Annotated in this window: 11 protein-coding genes; 6 read left to right on the top strand and 5 right to left on the bottom strand. The window is 43.4% G+C overall.

Annotated features, from left to right (window positions below):
• The 4 genes from VE944_RS20025 to VE944_RS20010 all read left to right on the top strand — a co-directional run.
• A partial coding sequence (locus tag VE944_RS20025) for a Ycf34 family protein (protein ID WP_324970675.1) occupies window positions 1-207 on the top strand: 207 nt, incomplete at its 5' end.
• A gap of 100 nt (window positions 208-307) precedes the next feature.
• Window positions 308-517 carry a hypothetical protein gene (locus tag VE944_RS20020; RefSeq protein ID WP_324980803.1) on the top strand — a complete coding sequence of 70 codons (210 nt, stop codon included), beginning with the start codon at window positions 308-310 and terminating at the stop codon, window positions 515-517.
• Between the two features lie 66 nt (window positions 518-583).
• On the top strand, window positions 584-1243 hold the full coding sequence (tsaB, locus tag VE944_RS20015) for a tRNA (adenosine(37)-N6)-threonylcarbamoyltransferase complex dimerization subunit type 1 TsaB (protein ID WP_324980800.1): 660 nt from the start codon (window positions 584-586) through the stop codon (window positions 1241-1243).
• Window positions 1244-1417: 174 nt separating this feature from the next.
• Window positions 1418-2836 carry a DUF3370 domain-containing protein gene (locus tag VE944_RS20010; protein WP_324980797.1) on the top strand — a complete coding sequence of 473 codons (1419 nt, stop codon included), beginning with the start codon at window positions 1418-1420 and terminating at the stop codon, window positions 2834-2836.
• A gap of 53 nt (window positions 2837-2889) precedes the next feature.
• Here the strand turns inward: VE944_RS20010 and VE944_RS20005 are convergent, their stop codons facing one another.
• Window positions 2890-3807 carry an AEC family transporter gene (locus VE944_RS20005; RefSeq protein ID WP_324980794.1) on the bottom strand — a complete coding sequence of 306 codons (918 nt, stop codon included), beginning with the start codon at window positions 3805-3807 and terminating at the stop codon, window positions 2890-2892.
• A gap of 102 nt (window positions 3808-3909) precedes the next feature.
• Here VE944_RS20005 and VE944_RS20000 point away from each other — a divergent pair, with 102 nt between their 5' ends.
• Together VE944_RS20000 and VE944_RS19995 are read left to right on the top strand one after the other, a co-directional pair.
• On the top strand, window positions 3910-4716 hold the full coding sequence (locus tag VE944_RS20000) for a M15 family metallopeptidase (RefSeq protein ID WP_324980791.1): 807 nt from the start codon (window positions 3910-3912) through the stop codon (window positions 4714-4716).
• Between the two features lie 76 nt (window positions 4717-4792).
• Window positions 4793-5950 carry a DNA cytosine methyltransferase gene (locus tag VE944_RS19995; protein ID WP_324980788.1) on the top strand — a complete coding sequence of 386 codons (1158 nt, stop codon included), beginning with the start codon at window positions 4793-4795 and terminating at the stop codon, window positions 5948-5950.
• Here the strand turns inward: VE944_RS19995 and VE944_RS19990 are convergent.
• From VE944_RS19990 to VE944_RS19975, 4 genes are all read right to left on the bottom strand, one after another.
• A complete protein-coding gene (locus tag VE944_RS19990; protein WP_324980785.1) occupies window positions 5913-6662 on the bottom strand; it encodes a hypothetical protein in 750 nt (249 codons plus the stop codon). The genes VE944_RS19995 and VE944_RS19990 overlap by 38 nt on opposite strands.
• Complete coding sequence (locus VE944_RS19985) at window positions 6640-6891, bottom strand: helix-turn-helix domain-containing protein (protein ID WP_324980782.1); 252 nt, start codon at window positions 6889-6891, stop codon at window positions 6640-6642. Before VE944_RS19985 ends, VE944_RS19990 begins: the two co-directional genes overlap by 23 nt.
• Before the next feature lie 120 nt (window positions 6892-7011).
• Complete coding sequence (mrdA, locus tag VE944_RS19980; RefSeq protein ID WP_324980779.1) at window positions 7012-8850, bottom strand: penicillin-binding protein 2; 1839 nt, start codon at window positions 8848-8850, stop codon at window positions 7012-7014.
• Between the two features lie 372 nt (window positions 8851-9222).
• Window positions 9223-12969 carry a DUF4912 domain-containing protein gene (locus VE944_RS19975; protein WP_414690143.1) on the bottom strand — a complete coding sequence of 1249 codons (3747 nt, stop codon included), beginning with the start codon at window positions 12967-12969 and terminating at the stop codon, window positions 9223-9225.
• Window positions 12970-13193 lie beyond the last annotated feature (224 nt).

Here is a 13193-nt window from a genome sequence, read left to right as displayed (position 1 = left end):
ACCTATCATGCCGTAGAAGGGCAGCACCAACAGCCTCACTTGACTGAAACACCGAACTTTGATCCGAATGAACCTTCTATCAATGTCAACATTCGGACTAAAGATGATGTAATTGAAATGGAATGGGATGTTGTTGGTTGTTTGAGCTTTAAGCGAGAAACGGGCAAATGGTCGAAGTTGCGTCCTGGTGAATTAGTGCCGACTTGACAGAAAATGATTGGTGTATCTTACAGCTATTTTCAGGTAAATAGACAGGCGGTAGGGGCACAGGAATGCTGTGCCCTTACGTCAGATGTGGTCTAAATACATGATTTCTGCTGTAGTGAGATTTTATTCTTCAACGATCGCTAATTCATGGTATGGGCAAGAGATGTCAGGGAAGCGATCGCTATTAGAGAGTGAACAGCAAGCGAATATTTGCGATCGCCTATGGCGGGCGCTTGCGCCATCGCCTTCTGATTTGTTGAAATACCAAGACCTTTGCCGTGAGACTTCTGTCCGTAGTTTATTTAATTAAGAACCCCTACGTTATATGCTTAAATAAATAACGTCAACTCTATAAAAATAGATATTTTAAATAACTTTGACAACGGAACTAAAAGACCTTGCAATAAATAAATACGCTTTAGCACTGCATACCACCACACCAGAATTAGGTTTGGCAATTAGTAATTTTGCAGGCGATACACGCTCTAAAATTTGGAATTTAGGACGTGATTTATCTAGTTTAGTGCATCAATATTTAATTGAATTTATCAAACCACAAACTTGGGCAGATTTATCCTTTATCGCAGTTGCAAAAGGCCCTGGCGGCTTTACGGGAACTCGAATTGGCGTTGTCACTGCTCGCACTTTAGGGCAACAGTTAGATATCCCTGTATTTGCGATTTCAACTTTGGCTGCGGTAGCTTGGGCAGAAGCAGGCAAAAGTCAAAATTCCAAAACTATTGCTGTAGAAATGCCAGCACAACGAGGTCAAATTTTTGCTGCTATTTATGAGTTTGAGCCAGATGTTTCTACACTGAAAGTGTGTTTGCCAGATAGAGTATTTACACCAGAAGCATGGCAGGAAACTTTAGCAAATTGGAACACTAATTATCAGTTGATTCAAGCTCAATCTGGATTAGCAGCGACAGTGACAAGTATTTTAGAACTAGCTAATCTCGATTGGCAAGAGGGCAAATTTCCTAATTGGTCAGAGGCTTTGCCATATTATGGGCAGCATCCAGTACAGGATGGATAATATTTATAAATAATTTATAAACATTGATACCAGACGGGGAGTAATAGAGGTGAAACGTGAGTGTGAAATAGCAAATGCTACAAACAGCGAACGCATTCTCAGAAATTTGCTTACGGGAACTTGTAGTAAGAACTTGTTATCTTTAACACCACAGCTTGATTTACGATCAAATTTATGCTCTCTTCCTTACCATCATCTGTATTCATACTTGTATTAGGACTTGCCATAACTCAAACCTTTGGATGCACAACTCATAAAGATAATTCAGCGATCGCTCAAACTTCACCAAAGCCAGCACCCCAAGAAATCGTGCAACCGGGAGAAGTTCGACCTCTCCCAGGCAAGTTGAATACAATACCTGTTTTTAACAGCAATAGCCCAGAATGGGTTAAAACTGAGGGTATTTTACTTTCTACTTTTCCGGCAAAAGGTAAAAAAGTTCCAGCAGCGCATCTCAATTTTCCCTTTCAGGGACGCTTTGATTTATTCGCCCACCACTATAGTCACACTCCCAAGGATTTACAAACGCTATACCTGGGCGTAATTATGCATAACCCTGGTAAAAAACCTGTAACAATAGATGTGTTGCAAGCGGCGAGTTATTTGATGCAGGATGCGCCCTTTGTCACCCTAGCCCCGTACATAGAAAATAACGATGGTAAGGCTTACTCAGGGCCAGGCGATCGCGCTGTTGGTGATGTACTCCGAGGTGTTCGACAAGCAGATTTTCCCGCAAAGCTGATAATTCCGCCAGGGCAAAGCCGCATGTTGCTAAATCATCCTATTCCTGTACGGAATCTACAAAAGCCTGTGAATGGTCGCTCTAGCTTTATGCGGTTGCGTAGTAGCGATCAAGTTTATGCAGCTAGTTTAGCAATGTTCGCCAAGAAAAATTCTGATAATACAGAACGCCCACCCACTCTTACAGAATGGCAAGCTTTACTAAATACCGGGAACTTCGCCGGGCCGCGAGATAAAACCCCTACTCCTTTAAATGCTACCAGTGGCGTACTGATTTATGGACGTGTAGCTGGTGTTTCTAGTGGTTCTCAATGGCAAGCAAAGTTGGTAGATAATCCCCAAAGCGCAAATCTGACTATTCCCCAGCGTGGCAAAGCTATTTCTTATGCTTTAGACACATTGCTCAGTGGTCGATTGGGCACTCAACAAATCCAAACGGCCAAAATGCTGGTACGTTATCCAGATACGGCTTATGAAGCACATGGTAATTATGGAGTGGAATATAAGCTTACCTTACCCTTAAGCAATAATACTAATCAAAACCAGACCGTGACTGTTACTTTAGAAACACCTTTGAAGGAAGATAAATTATCCCAAGGTGGTCTGCGTTTCCGTAAACCATCCCTAGATTTTCCTTTCTTCCGTGGTACAGTGCGGCTACGCTACTTTGATGACAAAGGTGAACAAAAGACGCGCTACATACATCTATGGCACAGAACTGGTCAGGTGTTAGAACCGTTGGTGCAGCTTGTACTTCCACCTGCGACTAAGCGGATAGTACAAGTAGATGTGATTTATCCACCAGATTCGACACCACCGCAAGTGCTGAGTGTCAAAACTTTAGAAAAGTGAGAGAATTTTTCCTGGGGTTCTAAGCGATCGCATCACAGTCCATAAATCTATAATCAAAATAGCCACAGCCAAAGTGGGAGAGTAAGCAGCAATAGTATAGTCCCAGCAGCTAAGGCAGTAACTGCCAGATCGCGATCGAGATTGAATGTCTCAGCAATTACCAGCGTGCCGAAAGCTGGAGGCATGGCCATTTGTAAGACAATTACCTTTGCTGTAGAACCAGTTAATCCAAACAGTGGTAAGATACTGCCCAATATCAAGGGAACTAATAGCATTTTGATTCCCAAGCTCATCCCTGCTTGTGGTAGGCTACGCCAAGATTTGAGCAGCCCTAGTCGCATTCCTATTAACACCAGAGATAAAGCTACAATACTCCAAGCAAATTTCTCCAAGCAGAATTCTACTACTGTGGGAATTGTCGCTTCTCGAACCAGCAAGCCAAATCCGAAACTCCATAGGGCAGGATTAATCAAAATGGCCTTAATAATCTGCCAATGATTCTGGACACCGCCGCCAAAACGGGCTGCTATTAGAACACCCAAGCCATAAGCTCCTGGGAATGAACCTAACAAATCGTAAAATAGCGCCCAAGCAAAGTATTCCTTGCCTAGTATTGCTAAGGTGATCGGAAAACCAAGATAACCTGTATTACCCAACATTGCTGCTAATATCAAGCTAGCCTGAGTTGGTGGTTGGGGGACAGTATTTCTAAAATAGGCTTGTCCTTTAATCCCTAACCAAGCTAAAAATGCCCCTAGTAAAATGGCGAGGTAAGCGATCGCAGGTGCAATCCAAATTTGCCTCGACAAGCTAGATTGACGCAAAAACGATACTATGCTGATGGGTACTCCCACCCAAAAAAGAAACTGTCCCAAATGTGTAGGAACTGTCACAGGAAGTTTGCGTCCCAGAATAAAACCTACCAGGACTAATCCACCCAGCTTGACGTATAGTTCTAAAAGGTTTGTCAAGATTGCGCCTAAGAACCACAGATGTAAAATGCTACCTGTTACGTTTACTTTTGTCCAGTGCAAAATCTGTTATGGTTATCCCACAAAAACAGGAGTTTCCCCTTGAATAAGGCTGGGTTTTCTGGAAAACCGCAAAACTCATCGAATGACTTTGGTGATGATATTCCAGTGGCTGTACGCGATACCCCTGATGCAGCGCCTAAAATTTGGTTGCAACCCCGAATTTGGCTTTTTGGGGGAGTTGCAGGATTTATCCTCCTGTCTTTAATTAGCGGTTTTTTGTATTTCGTCACTGCACCTAAAAAAACCGCCGATTCTCAACTACCAGCTACTTCTGCTCCTACAACTCCAACCCCAACAGCAGCTAATAATTCCAGCGATACTGTGTTAGGGCATTTTCCATACCCAGAAGCCCGTGAGTCAGAACTAGTAACTATCTCCGCAAACAGGGGCATTAGAATGCGAAAACCTGCTGCCCAAAAGTTTGAGGAGATGGTAGCAGCAGCGCGGCGTTCAGGTGTAATATTAGTACCAATTTCTGGCTTTCGCTCAGTCAAAGACCAGGAGCCATTGTTTTTTGCTGTCGGTGCCCAGCGAAATCAAACGCCAGCAGAACGAGCTGCCCTCAGCGCTCCTCCTGGTCATAGCGAACATCACACAGGGTATGCTGTGGATGTTGGAGACGGATCAGTACCAGCAACTAATCTCCAAACTAACTTTGACAATACCAAGGCTTATCGGTGGCTGCAAGCAAATGCACCGCGTTTTGGCTTTGAAATGTCATTTCCTAAAGATAATTTTCAAGGTGTGAGTTATGAACCGTGGCACTGGCGTTTTGTAGGCGATCGCAATAGCTTAGAAATGTTCTACAAAGCCAGAAATTTGAAACCCGCTAAGATATCTCAATAAAAGTTGATCTAGAAATTACTATCTTTTTATAAAGGAGTTGGTTGACGATATCCTTTGAGTACTATAGTATTCAGAAATGACATACAAGATTATTGACTTATTTGCTGGTGCTGGTGGTTTGACAAAAGGATTTCACATGGCGGGTTTTGAATCTGTATGTGCAATCGATGTAAATGCAAAAGCTTTGGCGACCTACAAGCACAATTACCCAAAAACTAAAATCATTCATCAGGACATACGCCAGGTTAGTCCTGATGAATTACGATTAGCGTTGGGCTTACGGCGAGAAGCACCAATACTCTTGATTGGCGGCCCTCCGTGTCAGGGATTGTCTAGAAATATTCCTGCCGGTTATCGCTACCTCAATGATTCCCGTAACCTGCTATATAAAACGTTTTTGGAATTCGTAGAGGAGTTTAGACCCCTTTATGTTGTAATGGAAAACGTGCCTGAAATCTTGAAAGCTTACAATGGCGTAATTAGAGAAGAAATCACAGAAAAACTTGAATCATTGGGCTATAAAGTTGTCTCTTCATCATTAAATTCTGCATATTATGGAATACCACAAACGAGAACCAGAGCTTTTTTTCTAGCTAGTCTAGATCACTCCCTTCATTTTCCTGAACCAACACATTTTGGTGATATTAGGAGTGACTATAGAACTACAAAATCTTCCAATCAGCTTAATTTATTAGAGGCAAATATTTCTCCAATTGTCACAGTTAGAGATGCGATTGGAGACTTGCCACCGCTAGATGCAGGACAAGACTATGACGCTGAAGTTTATCCTTCTGCTCCACAAACTACATATCAAGCGATGATGCGTCATGAAAGCATAAAAATTGTTAATCATGTTGCTCGTGCTTTGAGTCCAATTCAATTTTCGAGAGCTTGCGCTCTTGGTGAAGGACAAGATGCTAGGGACTTACCTTCTGAATTAGCTCCCAAGAAACACTACAGTGGTGCATACGGGAGACTTTACTGGGATAAACCAGCGAGAACTATCACCAGATGGGTCTTCCATCCAGGATCGGGTAGGTTTTTTCATCCTACTCAAGATCGAACAATTACAATACGCGAAGCTGCAAGATTACACTCTTATCCAGATGATTTTCACTTTTTGGGAACATATACTGATATGGCTTCTCAAATTGGTGAATCTGTACCTCCGCTACTAGGTAAAGCGATCGCTTCATCTATTCTTCAAGCTTATTCTCAGAAAATTGGGTATTGATTTGATCTTGCAAAGCAGAGAGAACTGTCTCCACATATCGATCAAGCGTAAGACGAGTTCTTTCAACTGTAATACGAACCGCTTGTGTAGGAATAGTTCTAGCTCGAAAAAGTTGTTTCTGATTTTTATACCAAACTAAATCTATTTTGCCTGCAACGCTTCCCTGTAGTCCAGCCCCTAATCCCCCAGTAGTTCTATCTACCGTCCAAGCCCAAGAAAAGGTATTTGGGTCAAGAGGATTGAGTGGAAACTCGCAGTAAATATACTCGTAGCCTTTGATAGTTTTCAGTAATATGCCTTCATAACTCTTGACGACGCCCTGTACTGCCTGATTCAAAATAATCTTCTCGTTCCAATGTTGGATAATAGCTGCTCCAAGCTCATTAGGCAAGGATTGCTCGGTCAGACCAGGAAAACCCAGTTGGACAGACTTCTTGATAACATCTGCTCTCTGAATGACAAACAAAAATGAATTTGTAAAGTTAAGGCTATTCAGTTGGAGAGATTTGAGTGACCAACCAGTTTTAGTCACTAAGTCAACAGCATCATAGAGAAGCTTGCTACGTCCCAAAGCGGGATCTGATAAAGGAATATCCTTAACATAATGAAAAATTGCTTCCCACGTATAATCTTCTATCGAGCCGATGACTGGAGATGCAATGGTAGCAATAATGGCTTGGCTTAATCTTTCAGTCTCGTTGTCCGTCAACACTGAGGGATTCCTCTACAGCTTGTAAAAACTCGCTCATTGTCATATTTAAAGCATTAGTAATATGGCTGAGAACTCTAACAGATGGACTTTTTAGCCCTCGCTCAAGCTGGCTAATGTAAGTCCTGTGCAGACCTGTCACTTCTGCAAGATACTCCTGTGACCAACCTTTTTCTGTGCGATGACGCTGTAGTTCTACTCCTAAAATTTGGTCTAGTTTACTGGGCTGCATGAAGAAAAAGCCTAGTATTTTGAATACAAAAGTTCTACAGACTAAAGTATTCAAAAGATGGAACACAGATGTTCAGCAAGGATGCGAAGGTTATTTCCCTCCGCTCAAATCGATCGTTATTCAACTCCGACGGCTATTTCCTGGCTTTTCAGATACTGGTTTCTGATACTTACCTGGATACTTGCGCTGAAAATATTCTTCCATAATTTGTAAGATCATCGGCGCAGCAATGCTACCACCACCGCCACCAGAATGTTCAGCAAATGCCACAATTAGAACTTCTGGCTGTTCAGCAGGTGCATAAGCTCCAAACCAAGCGTGATTTTGCTTAACACGCCCCTTCCACGCTTCGGCAGTACCACTCTTACCAGCGACTGGGGGAACTGTTGGCTGCTTCAAAGCCTTACCCGTACCTTCAGCTACTACTTTCCGCAATCCCTGACGGAGAATACTTATAGTTGTTGGCTTCATATTTAAAGATTCTCGCCAGCTTTTTGCTTTTTCATTGTCTTTAAGCAAATGCGGCTGAACTCGGTAGCCACCATTAGCAGGCACGGCAAACATAATGGCGACTTGCAAAGGTGTAGTTTGTAAAGCACCTTGACCAATTGACATATTAATGCTGTCGCCTACAGTCCAAGGTATCTTCCAAGCTTTCTGCTTCCATGCTTCATCTGGCACTAAACCTTTGGCCTCTTCGTTAGGAAACTCAAAGCCGGTTTTTTTACCAAATCCATACTTGCGAGTCCATTCAATTAAAGTTGGGCCGCCGACTCCGCGACCAATTTGATAGAAGAAGGTATCACTACTCCACTGTAATGCACCGACAAAACCCAATGGGCCGAATCCGGCGTGGTTCCATTCACCAAATCGCGTACCGCCAAAGTTTAAGGAACCATAGGTTTGCAAGACTGTACTAGGAGAAAATTTACCTGATTCTAACCCGGCTGTGGTGGTGACAATTTTGAAGGTGCTAGCGGGGGGAAAGGCACTGAGGGCGCGATTAACCAAGGGATGATCTGCACCTTGTACAGTTTCCCAATCTTTTTGGGTAAGTTTCTGTTTCGAGAAAATATTTGGATCAAAGGTGGGGTGAGATACCATTGCTAAAACAGCACCATTCTTTGGGTCAATTGCCACGATCGCACCATCGCGATCGCCTAAAGCTTTTTCTGCTGTCTTTTGCATATCTAAATCTATGGTCAAGTGCAAATCGTTACCAGCTTTTGCCTGTTTCTCACCCAAAACCCGCAGTGGCCGACCTGCACCATCCACTTCTACCTGCTGACCGCCCCATTCACCCCGCAGGCTTTTCTCATAAGCTTTTTCAGCTCCCATTTGACCAATTACATCACCTAATCTGTAGCCTTCCTGCTTCTTTTCTTTTAACTGGTCGGCGGTCAGTTCTCGCGTATAGCCTAATACATGAGCTAATTGCTTGTCGTGGGGATAGTAACGAACGGCTTCTGTATGAATTTCTACGTCTTTAAGTTCGGTTTGATACTCCTTCAATGCTGTGATTTGCGCTTCGTTCAAGTCACGAGCAATTCGTATGAGTGAAGAAGAGTTAGCACCTGCCTCTTCTAGTTTCTTTTCAATCTCTTCTTGGGGAACGTCGAGAATTTGAGATAGACGCGCTCCCACAACTGACCATGCTGGCTTGGTATGTGCCATCGGCCACAAATATACAGAGCGGGGATAGCGAGTACTGGCTAAAAGTTTGCCATTGCGATCAAAAATATTGCCTCGTTCTGGTTGTTTGGCGATCATCCGAATTCGATTTGACTCAGCTCGTTTTCGGTGGTTTGCTCCTTCAGTAATTTGCAAATATGCCAAACGAACGCTGATTCCCGTCAGCATCACTAGAGTAAATATAATTAAAAATATTGGCTGGAAACTCCGTCCGACTGTACGTGTATTTTTTTGTCCGCCAAATGGAGATGGTTTTAGGAAAGTCATAAGGCAAAGAGGATTTCAAAATTAAAATTATCTGTAAATAACTCTGCTAAATTATTAGCAGGTATTTAACGTCGTAGTAAGACTTCAGTGCTTCAAAATCTAGGACTAAAGTCCTTACTACGAAGTTTTTCAGCCCTCATAACTAATGCGATAAACCACTAATGGTCTATCGCATTAGTTATGAGGAGTAAATCAGTTTTTAAATTTCTCTTCCTTACCTCTCAATACAGTTCGGTTAACAAAGTTATCTGTTGAGGCGAGCTGTTCTTGAGCAGGGGAAGAGAAATTAATCAATAATAACTCTCTTCCCTTCCCTGTGTCCCCTGCTTATCCGAACCGTATTGGGATTCGAGGGGATAATTTAGGAAATTACTAGCTTTCGGAAGTTTCCTGAGAGAACTTCTTATGGATGGTTTTAGGGGATTCCCCATCAGCAGCTACCGTTATGAGATAGTCCATTAAACCATCTGAAAAGGGAAGACGTAGGTGGAAAGTACCATCAGGTTTGATTTTGATGGAATGGCCACCAATGTTTACGCTTGTATTTGGTTGGGTTGCTCCATGAATAATCAACTCAGCATCTGCTACAAACCAAAAATCTTCGTGGGAACGGCTGAAAACCCGAACATTAGGTGAACGGGCTATAAGTAACCAACGTAGTTCACCGCCGTAGGCATCGCCACCTGCGATATAGCCAATTTCAACCATGTAGTCGCGATCGCTGACGGGAATAGCCACAAAGCGATCGCGTGCTACTTCTTCACATTCATACTGCTGTACAAGCTGGGGATCTTGATAACTCAAGTCAATCCCAGTCACATCATACAGTCGCACTACCAATTGGGAGCCGCCCTGTTGTCGTAGTGCTTCGTTCTGAGCCTTGGAAATGTGCCAAGAGACATAAGCCCATTTGGGAGTGCGGGGTGTGAGCAAAATACTGCTCTCCTCTTGAGTACTCTCTTCTTGGCTAATAGGTGTTTCGCTTGCTAATGCTACATCTTCAAGGCTGGAATCTGTATGAACAACAGGTGTTTCGCTTGCTAAGGCTACATCTTCAACGGTGGAATCTCTATGAACAATAGGTGTTTCGCTTGCTAAGGCTACATCTTCAACTATGGGATCTGTAGTCACTGGACTGAAGACACGAACGATCGCTGAACGGGCGATGAACAACCAATACTCGCCATAAGCGACATAGCCAATTTCAGCTATGTAATCGCGATCGCTGATCGGAATTTCTACCACGCGATCGTGTGCTGTCTCGTCACATTCATACTCCTGCACCAGGTGGGGACTTTGATAACTCAAGTCAATCCCAGTTGCATCATACAGCCGCACTACCAATTGAGAGCCACCCTGTTGGTACAACGCTGCTTTCTTGGTTTCGGAAATCTCCCAAGAGACATGAGCCGATGTAGAAGTATGCGGTGTGAGGACAATACTGCTCTCTTCTTCACTGATCTCTTCTTGGGCATCTTTTAAGTGAATATCTGTTTCATTAGCAATCGCTACATGATCAACTACGGGATCTGGAAGGATTGGGCTGAAGACACGAACGATCGCTGAACGGGCGATGAACAACCAGCGATTGCCATCAGCGACATAGCCAATTTCAGCTATGTAGTCGCGATCGCTAATGGGAATTTCCACCAAGCGATCGTGTGCTGTCTCGTCACATTCATACTGCTGGACAAACTGAGGACTTTGGTAACTCAAGTCAATCCCAGTTGCATCATACAGCTGCACTACCAATTGAGAGCCACCCTGTTGGCGCAGCGCTGCCTTTTTGAGTTCGGATATTTCCCAAGAAACATGAGCCGATGTAGAAGTATGCGCTGTGAGCAAAACACTGCTCTCTTCTTCTGCATCTATCAAATCAACGGCTGTTTCGGCTGCGATTGGGACATTTTCAACCGTAGTATCAGTTTCTCTTTGGGTATCTGATCCAGAAATGGTAGTCCAGCCTGCAATTCCTACGCCTGCTGCTACCGCAGCACCCGCTAAATCTGTGGAGTCAGTTTTAGCAATACTTTCTTCAACAATAGGCTCTGCTTGAGATTCTTCCTCTGGCAAATTGACAGTGGGTTCAGCAGCGTCCGCTACCACATTGAATACATCTTCTTCTGATAATTTTGGCAAATCGAGCAGTGAGGATGTTTGTGCCCTTGATGGTTCTACATTGGCTGTCACTTCCTCAGACTCTGGTGAGGGCAATTCATCTACTGAGTCTGTATCTTCAGTTGAGGTAATACTCTCTAGCCAGTTCAATTCTGCCTGAAGTTGCTCATCTATCTGATCTTCATTAATTTCTGTGTCCCAATATCCAAAATCAGATGTTATTTCTGGCACATCTGGTAATTCTGGGAGTGGGGTTGTCTCCTCAGATAAAGGCAGTTCCACATCAGATTCTGGAATATTAAGCAGGTGAGGATATGAAGTATTTACTACAGCTGCTGGGGCTTCTATGTCCCATTCAATTTCATCAGAATCCCAGGCAATTTCATCAGAATCAGACTCAGGATTGTCCGCCTCAGTATAATTACTTTGATTATCTATCTCAGTAATTGCATCTGTTTCTGTTTCTTTGTTGTTAAAGGCAGTCCAACTAGCCGCCCCAAGACCAGTTGCTAGAGCCGCACCATTAGTTAAAGCTGCTGCTCCCAAGTTGTTATTTTCTGAGCCATTAGCTACGCCTGATGTTGTGTTTTCATAGGAATTAGAGGTGCCATTAGTTCCCTCTCGGACTAAATTTGATGTCCCTTGAGTAGCATTGTGGGTTAGGTCAGATTCTGTTTGAGCATAGATGTTGAAAGGAGTGCGCTCAGGGCTTTCTTGCTCTTGCAAGTGTGGCACTGGCTGCTCCTCAAGCATCGCTCCGTTAATGGAGGCAGATGTGCTGGCGTTGAGAACTGCCATTTCTCCATCTTCTGTACTGGGTGGACGAGGATCTGATTCTGGTAAATTGTCTGTTTTCTCAGTAGACAATGGGCGTTTTCCCAAAACCCACCATAGGAACGCTCCAGCTACAGGAGTAAAAAACAAAGGTAGGAGCAACCAAAATGGTGTTTCTCTATTGATAATTGGACTGGGTTGTGCAGTAGCAGGAGGAGCCACAAATGGCTGTTCGGCAAATGCAGAAGTAGTTGCACTAGGGGAAGGTGTAGCAGCAGGTGCCGTCTGGACACCAGGGGAAGTCGTGACAGGTTGTAATACGTTGGTTGCGATCGCCTCTGCTTCGGCAGTTCTACCTTGTTCTATAGCCTGCTTTCCTGGATCTGCAAGGGTAAAGCCGAGAAAATCTACTGTGCTTAAACTCGGATTTTTTTTGTAAACGTAGACTAAAGGTTGCGAAAAGGGATATTTCTCATCAACTGGTAAGACTTTATCTAATTGCAGAACTCGCACACCTTTCAATTTTGATACGTCATTAGCTAATACATAGCTGATGCCGTCTTTGCCCAGTTGTTTGATAATTTCTGCGGTATTATTCTCAGTTAGTTGGGTAGCATTGGGCCCTGTAGCAAATTCAGCAGTCTTGAAGGCTGGGTAAGTCCGAAAAGTATTGCGAGTTTCACTCGTGTTAGGGTGATCGATTAACCGAATCTTCCCTGGAGGGCCTCCTACTTGTGACCAATTTGTAATTTTTCCCCGGAAAATCCGGGCGAATTGCTTATTAGTCAAGTTTCCTTTGAAAGGATTATCTGCACCAACCACGATCGCAATCTTCTCACGGCGGAAGGGAAGTTGTTCTAGTCCTTGGGCTTTTTCTGCTGGCGTCAACCCGCGCCCCATTGCTGCTATGTCGATTTTGCCATCTAGCAAATCTTTCAGTGCGTTATCAGTACCGTTAGCAGCAACTTCAACCTTTGCGCCGGGATACTGTTTTTCAAAATTTTCTTTCAGGCTTTGGTTGATTGCACCCAAACTACTTGAACCATCAATCCGCACTGTCGCCCCATTCTGCACTGTTTGCGGCAGTGTAAAAGAGGGAGCTTCAGGTTTAGATTGTGCCAGCATGGGTTCTGACACCAGTAAACTTGCTGCCATAGGGGTGGTAGCTAAGGTAAGCCATAATACCAGTCTGACTATCGAAATATCTTTTTTTTCTTGTTGCCACATATGCCCTTTATTAAAGTAAAAAATAGAAAGCCTGCCATCCTTAATCATTATCTTTTTATGGATTATGCAGGAGACGCGCTAATTATACATCCCTGTTATATTTCTTATCAGTTATTGTAAATATTTGTGTCACTATATACTTAGTCTGACTTTAACTCTTTTTACTTTGCTGGACAAAATTTATTTAACTAAATTTTGTGCTTACAGGTTATTTTATATACTTT

This window comes from Nostoc sp. (genome assembly GCF_035638895.1).
GTDB lineage: Bacteria > Cyanobacteriota > Cyanobacteriia > Cyanobacteriales > Nostocaceae > Nostoc.
Note: the sequence above shows the minus strand (reverse complement) of the source record. Positions and strands in the feature narration are given on the sequence as shown.